The organism is Kushneria sp. AK178 (assembly GCF_053903105.1).
Genome location: NZ_CP096381.1, coordinates 1,395,458 through 1,412,340 on the forward strand (window position 1 = coordinate 1,395,458; position 16,883 = coordinate 1,412,340).

Consider the following 16,883-nt stretch of genomic DNA (forward strand, 5'->3'; position numbering starts at 1 on the left):
ACAGGGATTTTTGAACGTTATCTGCATCAGGGAGGCACGTAATGGCCATTCAGAAGCAAGGTTCTGCCGAATGGGAAGGAAGCCTGAAGCGAGGCAAGGGTGTTGTGTCCACTGAAAGTGGCGCGCTCAAGGACAATCCCTACGGTTTCAATACCCGTTTTGAAGGCCAGCCGGGCACCAACCCGGAAGAGCTGATCGGCGCGGCGCATGCCAGCTGCTACTCCATGGCGCTGTCAATGATCCTCGGCCAGTCTGAGCTGGAGCCCGAGAGCATCAGGACAGAGGCCACGGTTACGCTGGATCAGGACGACAGCGGCTTCTATATCAGCAAGGTGGCCCTGACCACGGTGGCCCGGGTGCCCGGTGCCGATCAGGCGACCTTTGAGAAGGCGGCCAACGATGCGAAGGAAGGGTGCCCGATATCGCGCCTGTTCAATGCCGATATCACCCTGGATGCACGCCTTGAAGGCTGACATCACTGCCGGTGACGACATCGTTGGTCGATAGCAAGGGGCCCCGCTGAAAGCGGGGCCCTTTTGTTTCCGGTGTGACAATCATGGCGTCTCGGGATCCTGCAAAATTCCCGGAAAGATCTCGTAAAAGGTGTTGGAGGCGATGCCGATCAGTACAACATCGTTGCCGATACGCCGCCAGGCGTAGCCTTCATAGCGCGGCAGGGCCTGCTTGACAGTGTCGGGCAGCTGCTCGCTGTCGACATTGTCCGGCAGCCGCTCCCCGGCTTTCAGCGGAATCGTTACGGCGTCGAAGGATCGACGCTTGAAGTCATCCCGGTGGGCATGAAGGGTTCTGACCACCAGACCGCGATCGATTTTGGGGCCGCTTTGGGTGTCGCGAGCGGTCGTGATCTCCGACGTGGTCTGTTGGCCCGGCTCCTGCTGAGGGGCTGCCTGTACGTAGCCCTGCAGTACCACCAGCAGCAGCCCGATACTCAGGGGAATTGTCATCAACGCTGGACATATACGCATTCCAGTTTCCTTCCAGCAAACCATTGAAGCCGGATTACACCCTTGTGACGCTACGGGTAGCATCGGTGCAATCCTCATGGGGATCATCGTGGCCACACTTTTTATTCTACATATGTAAGAGGCCGCTTTCAGGAAAGCGGCCTCGTCGAACAGACGAGATCGTTCTGGCTGTGCCACAACGTCTCAATGTACCAGCCGGTCCTGCCCCGGACGGATGATGCTCGGCGCCGGCGCGGCGCCGTATTTCTCGTAGTAGGCCTGACGCTGTCGCCATTCGGCACGCTGAAGGCGATGCTTGAGCTGGACAAAAGTCTCATGTTGATCAAATTCACTGTCATCGATCAGCATGGCGGAGGCCTGACCCGGTGGCGAGGCAAGGTCCGCGTGGTGTTTTGGCCGCGTATCAGCCGACGATGCGTTTCGTTTGAAAAGTTTCATGAGACGCCCTCCCTTGCTCTGTAACAGCAGTGTTTCTTTTTTCATCCTTACAGTATCGGCGCTGGCCTGTTCCCTGGCTGTGCCGTTACGTTCCGTGACAGTATAGATGGTTGAATCAGCAAAGTTCACGCTGTGACGTCGATCGTCTTTCCGGCAGGGAGATGCGACGGCGAAGATGCCCGGTCGGCCGGGCGATCAGCGCGGTTGTAAAGCGATACGGCAGGGGCAGGGGAGGAGACCGCCCCGCGGGCACGGTCGTCACCCGGCGAGGCGTCTTCTGGAGCATCATCTGCAATCAACAGCGTGATGGGCACGATCCATCCGGTGCGGGAGTCCGGATCACCCGGCATGTCCTGCTCTACTCTGTCATCAGCTCACCCAGCGTCTGCATGAAGTGCTCGCCTTTCTCGAGCTGCTCCAGAGTGATGAACTCATCGGCCCGGTGCGCCTGTTCGATACTGCCGGGGCCGCAGATAACGGCCTGCAGGCCGGCCCGCTGGAACTGTCCGGCTTCGGTGGCATAGGCCACGGCCTGTTGAGCGTCGCGCACGCCCAGTCTTTCCAGCAGCGCCATGGCCCGGTCATTGTTGCGGTTTTCAAGCCCCGGCACGGTGTCGGTCAGCGTGGTGGTCTCGATGGCGAAGTCACCGTTGACCGCCCGGAGCGTCTCTTCCAGCTCGTCACTGTAGTCGCGAAAGCGTTCGAAAACGGCATCGAAGCCCTGCTCGGGCAGATGGCGGATCTCCCATTCGAACGCGCAGTGCTGCGCCATGATGTTGATGGCGTTGCCCCCGGTGACGGTGCCGACATGCAGGCTGGAGTGGGGCACGTTGAAGGCATCGTTGAGCTGGTTCTCTTCGGCCAGCTCGCTCATGATGTCTTCGATACGACCGATCAGCCGTGACGCCACATGAATGGCCGAGATGCCCTGATTGACCTGGCTCGAGTGGGCCGGTACGCCATGCACTACCGTTTTCAGCGTGGTAATGCCCTTTTGCAGGGTGACCGGCGCCATCAGGGTGGGCTCGCCCACGATAACGGCAGCGGGCTCGGGATGATGCCTGATCAGATGCTCGATCATCCGGGGCGCCCCCAGACAGCCGATCTCCTCGTCGTAGGAAAACGCCAGCCAGATGGGGCGTTTCAGATCGCGCTGACACCAGTCCGGTACGCCGGACAGCGCACAGGCCAGAAAGCCCTTCATGTCGCAGCTGCCCCGACCGTAAAGCCGCCCGTCCCGCTCGGTCAGGGTGAAGGGATCACTCTGCCAGCTCTGGCCCGTCACGGGCACGACGTCGGTATGACCGGAGAGCACCACGCCGCCGGCCACATCGGGGCCGATACGGGCCAGCAGATTGAAACGCTCGCCGTCATCGCTGGCAATGCGCTCATGGCTGACGTCATGGGCATCCAGAAATTGCTCGACCCATTCGATCAGGGCCAGGTTGGAGTGCCGGGACAGCACGTCAAAGCCGACCAGCGTGGCCAGAATGTCCCGGGCAGTGGTGGGCAGTGCAGCAGGGGTGGTTGTCATGGCGTTCTCGGTGTCTGAAAAATGGGATAAACAAGCTGCCGGGCATCAAAGGGGCAGGTGCTGACAGAAAGTGTAACGCAGCAGGCACACCATGAAAGTTTGCCGCAGGCCGGGAACTTCTGCCGGCTTTCGAAAATGGTTTTTCTGTTATGATCGATGCCGACCCGGCCGGTGCCCCCCCTTGCGCGATCCGCAGGCGCCGGCAGGACGCGTCGCGTGACCCGTGACCGGATGAATCCCTTATGTGCCACGTCAACTGCTTTCGATAGCGACCTTCCCATGAACAATGCCAATACCGACGGACCATCGACGTCCGTGACGCGCCCGCTGGGCGCCCGCGATATCAAGACACTGGGGCTTTCCGCACTGGGTGGGGCGCTTGAGTTTTACGATTTCGTTATCTTCGTTTTCTTTGCCACCGTGGTCGGTCAGCTGTTCTTCCCGCCCGAAATGCCCGAATGGCTGCGCCTGGTGCAGACCTTCGGCATCTTTGCCGCCGGCTACATTGCCCGCCCCATCGGTGGCATTGTCATGGCGCACTTCGGTGACCGGCTGGGGCGCAAGAAGATGTTCATGCTCTCCATCATGCTCATGGCGCTGCCAACGCTGATCATGGGACTTCTGCCTACCTATGACACCATCGGCTATCTGGCCCCGATCCTGCTTCTGGCCATGCGCATGCTGCAGGGCGCGGCCATCGGCGGCGAGGCGCCCGGGGCCTGGGTATTTGTGACCGAACACGTGCCGGCGCGTCATACCGCCTTTGCCACCAGCACGCTGTCGGCCGGCCTGGTGGCCGGGATTCTGCTGGGCTCTTTGATGGCGACCGGACTGAACTACGTCATCAGCGAGGAGACCCTCTACAGCTGGGGCTGGCGCGTGCCGTTTCTGGTCGGCGGTGTATTGGGCTTCGTGACGCTCTATCTGCGTCGCTACCTGCACGAGACGCCGGTGTTTACCGAGATGCAGGAGAACAAGTCGCTCTCCGAAGAGCTGCCCATGCGCACCCTGCTGCGCGACTACCTGCCGGGCGTGGCCATCTCCATGATCGCCACCTGGCTTCTGACCGCGGCCGTGGTGGTCACCATCCTGATGACGCCCACGCTTTTACAAAGCTTTGCCGGCATCGATCGCGGCCTGACGCTGCAGGCCAACTGCGTGGCGATCGTCTGTCTGATCATCGGCTGTCTGACGGCGGGGGCTCTGGCCGATAAAATCGGTGATGGTATCGTGCTGGTGCTCTCCTGCGCCGGGCTGGGCATTACGTATTTCTATTTCTTCTGGCTGATGCATCATGACGTCACGCTGTTGTTTCCGCTCTACGCCGTGGTGGGCTTTTTCGGCGGGCTGACCGGCATCGTACCGGCGATTGCGGTCAAGTCGTTTCCGGCGGCGATCCGCTTCACGGGGCTGTCGTTTTCCTACAACGTGGCCTATGCCGTGGCCGGCGGTCTGACCCCCATGGTGGTGACCACCTCGATCGAGCGCATGCCGATGTCACCGGCCTGGTATGTGGCCGTGGTGATGACGGTGGGTGTGATCATGGGCACCCTGCTGGCCCGACGTCATTACCGCTACCGTGCTCAGCCGGCACACTGACGCCGGCTTTCCTGTACGGCGCTGATCAGCCAGGCTCACTTGAGCCTGGCTTTTTTTATGGCCATTTTTGGGTCATCGGTTTCAAACGATCGCCTCATGGACAATCATTTCAGGGAGAAACGCATGGAGATCACGCTCAAGGGCAAGACGGCACTGGTGACCGGCGCCAATCGGGGCATCGGCGCGCACATGGCCGAGTCGCTCGTCCGTGCCGGCGCCAACGTGGCCTTTCATACGCGCAAACCGCGCCAGGAGGTCAACGACACCGCCGATCAGCTGGCAAAGGAGTGCGGCGTCAAAACCGGTGTGGTGGTCGCGGATCTGAGCGACCCGCAGGCCGTGGATGACATGTTTTTGCAGTTTGACGATCAGTTCGGCGAGCTCGACATCCTGATCAACAACGCCGGCTTTGAAAACGCCCACGCGCTGGAAGACATGCCGCGCGAGGACTGGCAGAGCCTGATGGATGTCAATCTCAACGCGCCGTTTTACTGCTCGCAGCACGCTGCCCGGCGCATGAAACAGGGCGGCAACGGTGGCGTCATCATCAACGTGCAGTCGATTCACGATGAAGTAACCCGCAAGGGCGTGGCGCACTACAGCGTTGCCAAGGCAGGTCTCAAGATGCTGACGCGCGCCGCAGCGGTCGAGTGGGGCGAATACGGCATCCGTGTGGTGGGCCTGGCCCCCGGCGCGATTCAGACCGATATCAACCAGGAAGACAACGAGGCACTGGGTATCGACAACATGAACAGCTGGATTCCGCTGGGCTTTATCGGCGAGACAAGGGATGTGGCCGGCGTCACGGTCTTTTTGTGTTCGGAACAGGCGCGCTACATCACCGGCACCACGCTCTATGTTGATGGCGCCTTCATGCATAACGTCATGCGCTATGACATGCGTCCGGACCACGACCTGGGCGTATAGGCTCCGTTCTGAAAGTGCCTGCACTCGACAATACGGCGTTAAAAATTGGCTGGAACGCCAGCCCGGTCAGAATACTCATTTACACCGCGTAAACTGGTGCGCCAGACCGGTCCGTTTCTTCGCCAATTTTTGCCTTGTCTTGTCTTCGCTCGCCGACTTTCCAGCCAGGCCATGGCCCCAGCGCGTTGGCGCCACTCCCGCCTTTTGAAGGCTTCGCAGTTTCCGGCGGTACAGGTAGGATGGACGGCCCCACCGTCTGCTGTGCCGCCCGGGAGTGCGATGTTTACCGTCCTGCATGCCAACCATCTCGAGGATCTGCGCGATCTGGCCACGGCCCTGGCCGAGCGCGATCCGCTGGCGCCGCTCGAGAGTGAAACCTTTCTGGTACAGTCCAACGGCATGGCGCAGTGGCTGCAGCTGTGTCTGGCGCAGCATCACGGCGTGGCGGCCTCACTCGATTTTCCCCTGCCGTCGAGCTTTGTCTGGCGTGCCTATCGCGCCGTGCTGGGCGATGACATTCCCAAACGCTCGCCCTTTGACAAGGGGCCGATGACCTGGCGGCTGATGCGGCTGCTGCCGCGGCTGCTGCGCCAGAGCGAGTTTGCCCCGCTGGCCCACTATCTTGACGATGAAATGCCTGCAGAGCACCAGGGCAGTGACGGGGCGCCCTGCGGCGAGCGCAAGAGCTATCAGCTGGCCTCCCGGCTGGCGGATCTGTTTGACCAGTACCTGGTCTACCGGCCCGACTGGATGGCGGCCTGGGCGCAGGGCGAGACGGCGCCGGCCGATATCGCGCCGGTGGATCACTGGCAGCCCGTGCTCTGGCGCGCGCTGCTGGAAGACGCCTCGGAGGAGGCGCAGCGCCACCACCGCGCGGCGCTGCATGACCGGTTTCTGGCACACGCCCGCGCGCTTGAGGCCGTGCCGAAGGGATTGCCGCGGCGGCTGTTTGTGTTTGGTATTTCGGCGCTGCCGTTTCAGCTGCTGGAGGCGTTGCACGCCCTGTCCGGCGTGATGGATGTGGTGCTGATGGTGGCCAACCCGTGTCGCTTTTACTGGGGCGATATCGTGGCCGACCGCGACGCGCTGCGTGCCCGACTGCGCCGCGACAGCCATCGCCAGCGTCATCAGGATGCGCCCACGCTTGAAGGGCTGGACAGCGAGACGCTGCATCTCGGCGCCAATCCGCTGCTGGCCGGCTGGGGCGCCCAGGGGCGTGATTTCATCGAGGCGCTCTATGACTTCGAGGCCGACAACGCCTTCGACATGGAGCACGATATCTTTCGCGATCCGCAGCAGGCGGCAAGCCAGGGCCTGCTGCACCAGCTTCAGCAGGAAGTACTGGATCTGGTGCATCCGGCGCGGCGTGCCGAGGAGGAGGGCGGCAAACGCCTGCTCGCGGCCGGCGATCAAAGCCTGGCCTTTACCCGCGCCCATTCGCCGCTGCGCGAGGTGGAAATCCTGCATGACCAGATGCTGGACGCCTTCTCCCGCGATGCCGGTTTACGCCCGCGGGACATGGTCGTGCTGGTGCCGGACATCGAGCGCTACGCGCCGCTGATCGATGCCGTCTTCGGTCAGATTCCGCGCGATGATGCGCGCTATATCCCCTATACGGTCTCCGATCGCATCGCCTCCGGCGCCAGCCCGCTGATGAGCGCGGCGCTGTCGCTGCTGGAGCTGCCCGAGCGGCGTCTGGGGGTCAGCGAAGTGCTCGACTGGCTGGAAGTCCCCGCCTTTCGACGCCGCTTCGGCATCGAGGCGGACGAGCTCGAAAAGCTCTCGCAGTGGCTGGCCGGCAGCGGCGTACGCTGGGGACTGGACGGCGAGCATCGCGACACGCTGGCACTGCCGGGCCTTGCGGAGAACACCTGGCAGTTCGGGCTGGATCGCATGCTGCTGGGCTTTGCCATCGGCGAGGGCAGCTTTGACGGCGTTCAGGCCTATGACGAGATCGGCGGTCTGGAGGCCGATCTGGCCGGTCGCCTGGCCGAGCTGATGATGCGCCTGCGCCACTGGTACCAGCATCTGAAAACGCCGGTAACCATCGATGACTGGGTGGCGCGTCTGGAGGAGATGCTTGAGGCGCTGTTCGCCCCCGTCGAGCAGCAGGATTTCGACATCCTCGAACGCCTCTCCCGCGCCGCCCGGACGCTGGCGGAGGAGGGCGAGTGTGGCGATTTCAACGAGGTGCTGCCGCTGACGGTCTTTCGCGAGGCGCTGACCGACCGGCTCGACGAAGGCGGTCTGGCCCAGCGCTTTCTGGCCGGGCGGGTCAATTTCGCCACGCTCATGCCCATGCGCGCCATCCCGTTTCGCCATACCTGGCTTCTGGGGATGAACGATGGCGACTACCCGCGGGTGCGCCTGCCGCAGGACTTCGACCTGATGGCCACGCGCCACCGCAGCGGCGACCGCTCGCGCCGCGACGACGACCGCTATCTGATGCTGGAGGCGATGCTGGCCAGCCGCGAAGCGCTCACCATCTCCTGGGTGGGGCGCGACCAGCGCGACAACAGCGAGCGTGCGCCGTCGATTCTGGTCAGCGAGCTGCTCGATACCCTGTCGATGGGCTGGCGGGTCGAATCAAGCGACAGTGAAGCGGCGCTGATGGATCGTTTGATCACCACGCACCCGCTGCAGCCCTTTGCGCGCGCCTATTTCACCCGCGGTGACCGTGGTGAGACCGCCGATGACACCGGGCGTCTGTTTACCTTCGAGCGCAGCTGGGAGAGCGTTCATCATCCCGCGCCAGCGGCGCCTGTCGAGGCACTGGGCGCGGCGCCACCGCCGGAGGCGGCCGCAGGGCTTGACGATCTGGAGCGACTGCTGAGGCGGCCGTGGTCGATCTGCACTGCCGCTCGCCTGGGCATCCACCTTCATCCCGTCGCCGTGCCGGAGGAGGACGCCGAGCCCTTTGCGCTGGACGGGCTCGAGCGCTTTACCTTCAAGCAACAGCTGCTGGACGGCGCGCGTCGCGAGCGCGACCTGAGCGAGATGGCCGAAGAGGCGCGTCGCAAGGGCATGCTGCCGGCGCTGGGCTTCGGCGAGCGGTTGGCAGAGGATCTGATCAAGCCGCTGAGACAGCAGCTTACCCTGTGGCACGAGCTGACCGATGGCCTGACCCCGGTCGAGGCGATGCGCCTCGAGCTTCGGGACGACTCGGGGGCGCTCGTGCTGGCGGATCGTGTCGACGGTCTGTGGCGCAACGAGGCGGGCGAGCTGTGTCGCTGCGTGCTGGCGCCGGCGCACTTCGGCCACCTGCGTCGCGACCGCGGCGGGCATCTGACGCACTACGGCAAGCCGCATCGACTGGTACGGGTCTGGCTCGAGCAGCTGGCGCTCGCCGCCATGGGCGAGCGCGTGATGGCCACGATCCTGTTCGAGGATCGCCGGCTGGACCTGCCGGATATCAGCGTTGAAGCGGCCCGCGCCACGCTTGCGTCACTGGATCAGCAGTGGCGCCGGGCGGGCAACGCTCCGATGCCCACGGCGCTCGAGCTGGCGCTGGAGTATTTTGCCGGCTGGCCCGCAAGCGCCAACGACGCCCGCGACGACGACTATCGCGAGGCGGGGCTCGAGCGGGCGCGGGTCTGTCATGAGCAGGCGCGTTTCAACGGTCCGGCGGCACTGCGCGAGCGTGAGCCCATGATGGGGGAGCTTTGGCCCCGCTTCGAGGCCCTTCGCGAGGCCGGTTTCGAAGCCGCCACGCACGCGCTTTACGCCCCCTTCATGACCATGCTGACCGCGCTGGTGGCAGGAGGGCAGCGTGCCGGGGGCGAGCAGGCGTCTTAAAGCCCCAGCTGATTGAGCCCCGGATGCTCCTGCGGGCGCGGACCGGGGGCGGGCCAGCGGAAACGGCGCTCGCCCTCCTCGATGGGGATCTCGTTGATGCTGGCTTCGCGGCGCACCATCAGCCCGTGTTCGTTGAATTCCCACATTTCGTTGCCGTAGGCGCGATACCACTGATCGGAGCGGTCGCGCCATTCATACTGAAAGCGCACGCCGATGGTGTTGTCGGTAAAGGCCCAGAGCTCCTTGCAGAGCCGATAGTCGTTTTCGCGCTGCCACTTGCGGTGCAGAAACTCGATGATGGCGTCACGCCCCTGAAAGAACTCGGTGCGGTTGCGCCAGCGGCAGTCCTCGCTGTAGGCGCCGGCGACCCTCTCGGGCTGGCGGGTATTCCAGGCATCCTCGGCGGCGCGCACCTTCTGGCGGGCACTGTCCATGTCAAACGGCGGAAGCGGCGGGCGGCTTTCCATGTGCGGACTCCATCACACGACTCGATAGGGACGCTCAGGCTAGCATGTTCACGGGCACGTATTCATGAGGACCGCGCATGACGCGGCGAGGAGACCGTGAGGCTGCTATCCTTGTCGTCATTATTCCCCTTGTCTCCCCTTCGGAGTATCCGAATGCGTCATCTCGATCTGCAGGTGATCCAGCAGGCTCGTGAGTGGGCCAATGCCCACTCAACGATCTGGCTGTGCACCGTGTTAAGTACCTACGGCTCTTCCCCCCGGGCGCCCGGCTCGATGCTGGTGGCCATTGGCGACGGGCACCATGTCGGCTCGCTCTCCGGCGGCTGTGTCGAGGAGGCCTTCATTGAAAGCCTGCAGGACGGTGTGTTTTCACGACCGGCCACCATCGTGCGCTACGGTGAAAGCCAGGAAGAGAGCCAGCGGCTGCAGCTGCCCTGCGGCGGCGTGCTGGAAGTGCTCATCGAGCGCCTCGAGGTGACCGATGAGCTGAAGGTGCATCTGGAAGTGCTGGAGGCCACGCTGCTGGGCCGCAAGCGCCTGATCCGCCGGGTGGACCCGGAGACCGGGCGCTATCGCGTGGTACTGGATGAGTCCGCCAGCGGACCGGCCGTGGATCGCGACGAGCAGGGCGTGGTCGGGATTCGCGTGGGACCGGCCCTGCGTCTGATTCTGGCCGGCATCTCACCGGTGGCCGGGTTCTGTGCGCAGTTTGCCCGCGCGCTGGGCTATGAGGTCATCGTCTGTGATCCGCGCGATGATGCCCGGCGCGATTTCGTGGCCGCCGGCCACGCCGAGGGCATCGAGGTGCAGGCGGCACTGCCGGCGCTGTTTATCGCCTCGGGCGCCTGTCACGAGGCCACCGCCGTGGTGGCGCTGACCCACGATCCGCGCATCGACGACCCGGCCATGGTCGAGGCCGTCAGGACGTCGGCGTTCTATATCGGCGTGATGGGCTCCCGAAAAACCTCGCAGAAGCGCGCCGAGCGGCTCAAGCGCTCCGGCGGGCTGGAGGACGATCAGATCGCGCGGATTCACATGCCCATCGGCATGGATCTGGGCAGCAAGGCGCCCGCCGAGATTGCGCTGGCGGTGGTGGCCGATGTCATGCGCGTCTATAACGGCAGGGCAGGCGAGACGCATCTCGCCGCCGAACCGGCTGCCGCCGCGGTCTGATGACAGGCGCCCGGGACGATCACCCGCGGGGCACCGGCGACGTACTGGGGCTGATACTGGCCGCGGGGCACAGCCGCCGATTCGGCGGCGACAAGCGCCTGGCCGATCTGTCCGGCCGGACGCTGCTGGCGGCCACGGTAGCAACGCTTGAGCCCCATGTCGCCGGCGTGACCGTCATGTTGCGCCACGGCGAGCGCCCCGACATGCTGGGGCTGCCAACGGAGACTCACTTTGTGGTCGCGCCCGAGGCCCCGGTCGGCATGGGCATCAGCCTGGCGAGCGCCGTATCGACACTGCTTGAGTCCTCCGAGCCCTGCCTCCAGCGGTGCGAGGCGCTGGCGCTGATGCTGGGGGACATGCCGCAGGTGCAGGCCGACACGCTGCAGGCGTTGATGGCGCGCGCGCACCGGGAGACGATCGTGCGACCGTGTCATCAGGGCGTGCCGGGGCACCCGGTGGTGTTTGGCCGCCGGTTCTGGCCGGCACTGGCCGGGCTCAGGGGTGACGAGGGCGCCCGGCGCGTGCTGAAGCGCCATGCCTCGCAGGTCGTGATGCTGACAGTGGACGACCCGGGTATCCTCAACGATGTCGATACGCCCGATGATCTGCCTTCCCTCCAATGAATCGAGATCCCATGGTCCGAGTTGCGCTCTTTGCCGACGTACAAAACATCTATTACACCGCCCGCGAAACCTTTGCCTGTCAGGTCAACTACGCCGCACTCTGGCGCCATGCGGTGGGTGAGGATAGCGTCGCCGCCGCCTATGCCTATGCCATCGAGCGCCACGATCCGCGCCAGCAGCAGTTTCAGCATGCGCTGCGCGATATCGGCTTCGAGGTGAAGCTTAAACCCTTCATTCAGCGTCGCGATGGTAGCGCCAAGGGCGACTGGGATGTCGGCATCACGCTGGATGTGTTCGAGACCGCGCAGCGCGTCGATCGGGTCGTGCTGATTTCGGGAGACGGCGACTTTGCCGAGCTGCTGACACGCGTACAACAGCGTTTTGGCGTCAGCACGGCCGTCTATGGTGTACAGGCGTTAACCGCCCAGTCCCTGAAGCAGGCCGCCGACCGCTTCGTGCCCATCGAGGGCGCGCTGCTGCAGAATACCCGGCGCTGAACCGGAGAGTATCGCGGGCTATCGCACGCTGTAGTCCCGACCGGCCAGGCAGGCGGCCAGCGCCCGGCGCCAGGTGCCGGCCTGCAGGCGCGAGGGTGGTTCCAGCGTCGTGGCAGGATCAAAACCGCTCTGGTCGATGGCCCAGCGATGGCAGAGGCCGCGATCGTTCTGCTGCTGGCGCAGCGTCTGACCGCCGGTCGGATAGGCAATGACATCGAACAGCTCCACCCCGGCCATCTGAACCTCGCGCGGCACCGGCGTCGGCGTATAGCGAGCGTCACTGTCGGAGGCGGCAAACCAGGTGCCGCGGGCAAGATAGTAGCGCTGATCACCGATCCAGACCGGCCGGGCATCATCGGGCAGCCCGGCGCGCTCGGGAGCCGATGGGGCGGCGCCGGCCGTCGTGCCCGTGACAAGGATCAACAGCAGCAGCGCGCTGATCGGACCAGAGGGCCGAGCGAGTGATTTGACCATGAACACACTCCATGAACGTGGCAGGCACTGCACGGCGCAGGATGCCCTGTCATGCCAGGGTATACGACAGGAGCACACAGCGCCATGACCCAGCATCTCTCGAGTGCGCGCGTGCGCGCCATGACGCTCACCGCGCAGGGATTCGGGGCCGACCGCGACGGCCCGGGGCCGGACAATCGAGCCCTTCTGAGCCTCATTCGCAGGCTGGGACTCTTGCAGATCGACAGCGTCAACGTGCTGTGCCGGGCCCATTACATGCCGCTTTATTCCCGTCTGGGGCCCTATGACCGGTCGCGGCTCGAGCGCTTCAACCAGGGGCCCCCTTCCCGGCGTCGCCTGTTTGAGTACTGGGGGCACGAAGCCTCACTGATTCCCGTTGAAGACTACCCGCTCTATCGCTTTCGCATGCAGCGCGCGCGGGAGGGCGGCGGTGGGCTCTACAAGCGCCTGGCTCGCTTTTCGCGGGAGCACCCGGCGTTTATTGAGCAGGTGCTCGAAAAGATTCGTCATCATGGGGCGCTGGCGGCCGCCGATCTGACCGACGGCGGTCGCGGGCAGGGCAGCTGGTGGGGCTGGAGCCACGGCAAGTCGGCGCTGGAGTATCTGTTCTGGAGCGGTCAGGTGCTGGTGGCGCACCGCCGCGGCAACTTCGAACGCGTCTATGACCTGCCCGAGCGGGTGGTGGGGCGCGAAGCCGTCGAGGCGCCGGAGCTGTCACCGGAAGAAGCCCAGCGGGCACTGGTTTCCCGGGCAGCGCGGGCCATGGGCGTGGCGAGTGCCCGGGACATGCAGCGCTATTTCCGCCTCGATGCCCGCGAGACGCGCACACGCATCGACGAGCTGGTCGGCACCGGCGAGCTGCTGCCTGTCACGGTGGAAGGCTGGTCGATGCCGGCCTGGCAGCATGCCGGCGCCCGTGTCAGCCGCCGGGCGAGCGAGACGACGGCGCTGCTGTCGCCCTTTGACCCCCTGATGTGGGACCGCGAGCGTGCCGCCCGGGTCTTTGGCTTTCACTACCGTATCGAGATCTATACGCCCGCGCATCTGCGCCAGTACGGCTATTACGTGCTGCCCTTCATGCTGACAGGGCAAATGGCCGCGCGGGTCGATCTCAAGGCCGAACGCGCCGCCGGTGTGCTGCAGGTGCTGGCCGCCCATCCTGAATCGAATGTCTCAATGGCAACGCTGGTGCCGGCGCTGGTCGGCGAGCTTGAACGGCTGGCGCGCTTTCTGGGGCTGGCCCGGGTTCAGGTGACGGGCAGGGGCCCTCTTGATCGCGCGCTGGATGCGGCACTCGCCGCTCCCTGACCGGATCGGGGCGCCGGGCTGTTACTGGTGCGCCGGCAGGCGTATGGTAAATGTCATACAACCCTCACGCCGTGACCACAACCGATCAAAACCATGTCCTCTGATCACTCCACTGAAGCAGCACCCGCAGGTACCAACCTTCGTATTATCGCCATTGTCAGCTCCACCTTTGTCAGCATGCTCTGCATCGGCATGACGCTGACGGTGCTGCCGCCCTGGATGCACGGCTCGCTGGGCTTTGATGCCGTCACGGTGGGCGCTGTCATCAGCCTTCAGTTCGTGGCGACCCTGCTGTCGCGTCCCTTTTCCAGTCAGATGGCCGACCGGCTCGGCGCCAAGCGCGTGGTGCTGTTGGGCATGGGCGGTTGCGCCCTCAACGGCGCGCTGATCCTGCTGGCGGCGCTGAGTGCCCGGTGGCCGCTGGCGAGTCTGGCACTGCTGGTCCTGAGCCGGCTGATGCTGGGCATTTCCCAGGGCATGATCGGCACCGGGTCGCTGAGCTGGGGTATCGGCCTGGTGGGACCGACCCTGATGAGCAAGGTGATCTCCTGGAACGGCATTGCCGGCTTCGGGGCGCTGGCCATCGGCGCGCCGCTGGGCGCGGTGCTGGCCGAAAACATCGGGGTCGTCAGTGTGGGCGTATTTATCGTGCTGATCGGAACGCTGGCCCTGGCGCTGGCGTGGCGACGCCCGGCCTCACCGATCGTCAGCGGCAAGCGCGTGCCGTTTGCCCGCGTCTTTCGGGTCGTGGCGCCCTATGGCGGGGCGCTGGCCCTGAGCTCGATCGGTTACGGCGTGATTGCCACCTTTATCACGCTGTATTACGCCGAGCAGCAGTGGGACCACGCCGCCTGGGGGCTGAGTGCCTTCGGGGTAGCCTTCATCACGGCGCGCGTGCTCTTTGCCGATACCGTCAACCGCTTTGGCGGCTACCGGGTGACGCTGGTGTGTTTTGCCGTCGAACTGGCGGGGCTGGTGGCTCTGTGGCAGGCCAGCCATCCGGGGATCGCGCTGCTGGGGGCGGTGCTGGCAGGGCTTGGCGTGTCACTGATCTATCCGGCGCTGGGCGTGGTGGCAGTGGCCAAGATCGCCTCGACCAGTCGCAGCGCCGCGCTGGGGGCCTACTCGCTCTTTCTGGACGCCGCTGTCGGTCTGACCGGGCCGCTGGCGGGGTTCATTGCCAACCGGGCCGGCTATTCCAGTATCTTTCTGGCCGCGGCACTGTGCAGCCTGGCCGGCTGGGGGCTGTGTGCCGCACTCTATACCATCTCGCTGCGGCGCCGGGCACGGGCCGAACGGCAGGCGCCGGCAGATGCGGAGAGGGCATCGCCCTCCTCGGCAGAACGCTAGCGGGGCGGCGCCCGATGCGCGCGGGCCAGATCGTCCAGCGTGTGCAGCGACAGCTGATGGTCGAGATCGAAATAATCTCCCCACTGCTCATCGACATGATGCGGCTCGAAGCGCTCAAAGCCGCTGCCCGGGGTAAAGGTCATCTCGCCGAAATAGACCTGTCCCTGAATGCTGTAGAGATCCACCCGCACATAGGCAAACCCGGCCGAGAGGGTTCTGGCGGCTTCGATCAAGGCTTCCAGATTGTCGGGTCGGCTCGGACGACGCGACTCGGCGCTGTTGGCGTATTTGACCTGCAGCGGCAGCCACTGCCAGTCGGTGGTGAAATAGTCCCGACAGTGGCCGTTGAAGCGGTCGCTGTCGACCTGCACGATGCAGTGTGATGTCTCGGCGCCGTTGAAGCAGTGGAACTTGTAGTCGGCCGGGATGTTGCCGCTGTCATCGAGCATCAGTTTTTCGACGATGAGCTGCGGTGCAATGTGACGGTACTGCGTCTCGCGCGAGCCCATGTAGAAGTTGCGGCTGAGCCAGTCATCGGTCTGGCGTTTGAGAGCCTCGAATGACAGCGTGCGCTTGTCGGTGACAATGCGGTTCATGGCGCTGCCGTGATTGGCCTTGATGACAAACTGTTCGGGCAGGGCGTTAAACATGTCGCGAGTCAGTGCCGGGCCGGATGCCAGCAGCGGGATCAGATGCGCCTGTCCCAGCCGTTGTGCCACAAAGTCACGTACTGCCAGCTTGTCGGCCAGGTCACGAAAGACGGGGCGGTCGGCCTCGAGCTTGAGACAGGTCAGCTTCTCGCTCCAGGTGCGCGGCGTCTCCAGCGAGGGCGTGCGGCCGAAGCGTTTCTCGAATTGACGCAGGGCTTCCCGCCGGTCCGAGCGCTTGAGACGTCGAAGTCCTTCGGAGCATCGCTGGCGCAGGCGCAGCAGTGACATCGGCTGTGGCAAAGGGGCGTTATCGGCCATGGACACCTTCCATGCAACACGGACAGAAAAAGTGTCGCGACGATAGCAGGATTCATGTCATTGTTGATTAAGTAATTGTTAAAGGCTATTAATTAAGGGCGACCCCGGGTATCGTCTTGAACGATTATCGTTGCATCAACAATTTCTGACGCTGGCAGGGACGCGTGCAGGCCTGCCCGATTCTGAAGCGGAGACGACCATGAGTGACAACAATGCGCAGGGCCCCGGCGAGATCGATGACGAAACGATCGAACTGGCCACCCAGATTTTCAACATGGCACGGGTGGGCGATGCCGAGAAGTTCCGGGAGTGGCTGGGCCATGGTCTGCCGCCCAACATGTGCAACCACAAGGGCGACAGCCTTTTGATGCTGTCGAGCTATCACGGTCATCACGACACCGTGAAGGTGCTGCTCGAGCACGGGGCCGACCCCGAAATGCGCAACGACAACGGTCAGAACCCCCTGTCCGGGGCAGCCTTCAAGGGCGATCTGGAGATGGTCCGGCTGCTGCTGGACGGCGGCGCCGAGATCGATGGCTGCGCGCCGGATGGCAAGACAGCGCTCATGTTCGCGGCGATGTTTGATCACGTTGAGATCACGCAGTACCTGCTGGATCACGGCGCCGACCCCGCGCGGCGCGAAAGCCGCGGCATGACGGCCGCTCAGCTCGCCCAGGGGATGGGGGCCGAACATACCCCGGCGCTTCTGGGCGAGACCGGCAGCGATTGACCCCCTGACGCATC

16 protein-coding genes are annotated in these 16,883 nt (G+C 64.4%); 10 read left to right on the forward strand and 6 right to left on the reverse strand.

Features of this window, described 5'->3' with window-relative positions; translation table 11 throughout:
- Positions 1-41: 41 nt before the first annotated feature.
- Entirely contained in the window at positions 42-473 is a 432-nt protein-coding gene (locus tag M1D97_RS06220) for an OsmC family protein (RefSeq protein ID WP_456269863.1), read from the forward strand.
- Positions 474-554: 81 nt separating this feature from the next.
- Here the strand turns inward: M1D97_RS06220 and M1D97_RS06225 are convergent, their stop codons facing one another.
- From M1D97_RS06225 to argE, 3 genes are all read right to left on the reverse strand, one after another.
- Positions 555-986, reverse strand: a complete 432-nt coding sequence (locus tag M1D97_RS06225; RefSeq protein WP_456269864.1) for an RcnB family protein — start codon at positions 984-986, stop codon at positions 555-557.
- A 183-nt stretch (positions 987-1,169) separates the two neighbouring features.
- Positions 1,170-1,553 carry a hypothetical protein gene (locus M1D97_RS06230; RefSeq protein ID WP_456269865.1) on the reverse strand — a complete coding sequence of 128 codons (384 nt, stop codon included), beginning with the start codon at positions 1,551-1,553 and terminating at the stop codon, positions 1,170-1,172.
- Between the two features lie 229 nt (positions 1,554-1,782).
- Positions 1,783-2,958 carry an acetylornithine deacetylase gene (gene argE, locus M1D97_RS06235; RefSeq protein ID WP_456269866.1) on the reverse strand — a complete coding sequence of 392 codons (1,176 nt, stop codon included), beginning with the start codon at positions 2,956-2,958 and terminating at the stop codon, positions 1,783-1,785.
- Positions 2,959-3,237: 279 nt separating this feature from the next.
- Between argE and M1D97_RS06240 the strand changes: the two genes are divergently transcribed.
- The 3 genes from M1D97_RS06240 to recC all read left to right on the forward strand — a co-directional run bounded on the left by M1D97_RS06240 (position 3,238) and on the right by recC (position 9,279).
- Positions 3,238-4,557 carry an MFS transporter gene (locus tag M1D97_RS06240; RefSeq protein WP_456269867.1) on the forward strand — a complete coding sequence of 440 codons (1,320 nt, stop codon included), beginning with the start codon at positions 3,238-3,240 and terminating at the stop codon, positions 4,555-4,557.
- 96 nt (positions 4,558-4,653) lie between these two features.
- Positions 4,654-5,484, forward strand: a complete 831-nt coding sequence (locus tag M1D97_RS06245; RefSeq protein ID WP_456269868.1) for an SDR family NAD(P)-dependent oxidoreductase — start codon at positions 4,654-4,656, stop codon at positions 5,482-5,484.
- 279 nt (positions 5,485-5,763) lie between these two features.
- Positions 5,764-9,279, forward strand: a complete 3,516-nt coding sequence (recC, locus tag M1D97_RS06250) for an exodeoxyribonuclease V subunit gamma (protein ID WP_456269869.1) — start codon at positions 5,764-5,766, stop codon at positions 9,277-9,279.
- On the opposite strand, the gene M1D97_RS06255 is transcribed toward recC, so the two are convergent.
- On the reverse strand, positions 9,276-9,746 hold the full coding sequence (locus M1D97_RS06255) for a nuclear transport factor 2 family protein (protein ID WP_456269870.1): 471 nt from the start codon (positions 9,744-9,746) through the stop codon (positions 9,276-9,278). The two genes, recC and M1D97_RS06255, sit on opposite strands and share 4 nt — an antisense overlap.
- A gap of 153 nt (positions 9,747-9,899) precedes the next feature.
- Between M1D97_RS06255 and M1D97_RS06260 the strand changes: the two genes are divergently transcribed.
- From M1D97_RS06260 to M1D97_RS06270, 3 genes are read left to right on the forward strand one after another with little or no spacing between them, the layout of a single operon-like run.
- A complete protein-coding gene (locus tag M1D97_RS06260; RefSeq protein ID WP_456269871.1) occupies positions 9,900-10,919 on the forward strand; it encodes an XdhC family protein in 1,020 nt (339 codons plus the stop codon).
- Entirely contained in the window at positions 10,919-11,542 is a 624-nt protein-coding gene (locus tag M1D97_RS06265) for a nucleotidyltransferase family protein (RefSeq protein WP_456269872.1), read from the forward strand. Before M1D97_RS06260 ends, M1D97_RS06265 begins: the two co-directional genes overlap by 1 nt.
- 11 nt (positions 11,543-11,553) lie before the next feature.
- Complete coding sequence (locus M1D97_RS06270) at positions 11,554-12,039, forward strand: LabA-like NYN domain-containing protein (RefSeq protein WP_456269873.1); 486 nt, start codon at positions 11,554-11,556, stop codon at positions 12,037-12,039.
- An 18-nt stretch (positions 12,040-12,057) separates the two neighbouring features.
- Here M1D97_RS06270 and M1D97_RS06275 read toward each other — a convergent pair whose 3' ends face one another.
- The gene (locus tag M1D97_RS06275) at positions 12,058-12,513 is read right to left on the reverse strand and encodes a hypothetical protein (RefSeq protein WP_456269874.1); all 456 of its coding nucleotides are present in this window, start codon (positions 12,511-12,513) and stop codon (positions 12,058-12,060) included.
- An 84-nt stretch (positions 12,514-12,597) separates the two neighbouring features.
- On the opposite strand from M1D97_RS06275, the gene M1D97_RS06280 reads away from it, so the two are divergent.
- Positions 12,598-13,821, forward strand: coding sequence for a winged helix-turn-helix domain-containing protein (locus M1D97_RS06280; protein WP_456269875.1), 1,224 nt, complete (start codon positions 12,598-12,600; stop codon positions 13,819-13,821).
- Positions 13,822-13,914: 93 nt separating this feature from the next.
- A complete protein-coding gene (locus M1D97_RS06285; RefSeq protein ID WP_456269876.1) occupies positions 13,915-15,171 on the forward strand; it encodes an MFS transporter in 1,257 nt (418 codons plus the stop codon).
- Here the strand turns inward: M1D97_RS06285 and M1D97_RS06290 are convergent.
- Positions 15,168-16,139 carry an ATP-grasp fold amidoligase family protein gene (locus M1D97_RS06290; RefSeq protein WP_456269877.1) on the reverse strand — a complete coding sequence of 324 codons (972 nt, stop codon included), beginning with the start codon at positions 16,137-16,139 and terminating at the stop codon, positions 15,168-15,170. The two genes, M1D97_RS06285 and M1D97_RS06290, sit on opposite strands and share 4 nt — an antisense overlap.
- A gap of 199 nt (positions 16,140-16,338) precedes the next feature.
- Here M1D97_RS06290 and M1D97_RS06295 point away from each other — a divergent pair, with 199 nt between their 5' ends.
- Positions 16,339-16,869 carry an ankyrin repeat domain-containing protein gene (locus M1D97_RS06295; RefSeq protein ID WP_456269878.1) on the forward strand — a complete coding sequence of 177 codons (531 nt, stop codon included), beginning with the start codon at positions 16,339-16,341 and terminating at the stop codon, positions 16,867-16,869.
- Positions 16,870-16,883: the final 14 nt, after the last annotated feature.